General features: G+C 46.9%; 3 protein-coding genes. All 3 read right to left on the minus strand.

The window, feature by feature from the left end; translation table 11 throughout:
- Nucleotides 1–68: 68 nt before the first annotated feature.
- A complete protein-coding gene (locus EBR25_14380) occupies nt 69–344 on the minus strand; it encodes a hypothetical protein (GenBank protein NBW42156.1) in 276 nt (91 codons plus the stop codon).
- 69 nt (nt 345–413) lie between these two features.
- Nucleotides 414–824, minus strand: a complete 411-nt coding sequence (locus tag EBR25_14385; protein ID NBW42157.1) for a hypothetical protein — start codon at nt 822–824, stop codon at nt 414–416.
- The coding region (locus tag EBR25_14390; GenBank protein NBW42158.1) for a hypothetical protein at nt 812–1,110 on the minus strand (299 nt) is incomplete at its 5' end. The genes EBR25_14390 and EBR25_14385, both read right to left, overlap by 13 nt.

Below are 1,110 nucleotides of genomic sequence, written 5' to 3' on the forward strand. Positions count from 1 at the left end.
AGAGCCGTCTCTTGGTCTGGCGACGGTTCCCATTCCCCTATAGTCATTTTTTCCCCTCAACTTGCCTGTTATTCTTCTTCTGACATCGGCATCTTGAACAGTGCCAGACCCTGAATCTCCATTTCAAGCTTCGCTTGCGCTTGGTCCGTTGACTCACCGTCACGAAGCCGATTTGCCAGATACCAATAAGCTGATTCGACTTTTTCAATGGCCTCAGTGACCGTGTAGCACGAAACCGCGTCCTCTTGAATAAGAGCAGCCCATCGAACCATGGTTTCTCGCTGCGGCGGCCACGGAACGCCCTCGTCTACCCATTCATCCGGCGTCTTAATCTTCTTAGGCAAACTAGCCTCCTACCCACGTAAAAATGATTTTTATGAGTCCAAGTCACAGCAGCGGACAAAAGAACTAGGTTAATTACGACAAGCGTAGGCATGACAACATTCCAATATCGAACGAGCAAAAGTTTCGAGGTCTCTTATAGATGGAAACTCGCTCATATGAGCTGTAATCTCAATGTTCTTGCCGTTCAAGTTAGCCTTTATCCTTGGCGATAAGATTACGTCTCTTGCGAAGTCAAGAATGTCGATCCTGATTTCTAGTCCCTCTGAGTATTTTTCCATGAAGAACGGAGCTTCCCAAGACGGATAAGAGTCGATCCAAGGTCTGAATCCTCGCTCCACAGCTTCCATCAAAAGCAACCGCACACCCCTCGGGACCTCTTTGTCAGAGGAAGTAATATAACTTGTTAAGAGTCGATCCGCTCTATCTTTAAGCTCTTCCGTCTTCTCTTGCCAGTTGATCTGAGCTTTCAAAACTCCCACCCCTCGTATTCTTCAATCACTGACCGAAGTTTTTTAGTGTTTGTGTTCTCTAGGTCTTTGATCATGGGAGGATTATCCAGAATGTCTCTGGCGAGTGCTGCTATCTCGTCTCCCGTCGGCCCTCTCGTTTCTTTTTGAGTCCTAAAGGACATTCCCAGCTTCTTCTTCCTACGTCGAACCGTTTGCGGATGCACACCAAGAATCTCAGCAACATCTTCGTCTCTCAATCGATTTCTCTTAAACGAAATGCCTAGCTCATCAATCTTACCCTTAACGGAAGCCTTAG

This window comes from bacterium (genome assembly GCA_009926305.1).
Lineage (GTDB): Bacteria > Bdellovibrionota_C > UBA2361 > UBA2361 > RFPC01 > RFPC01.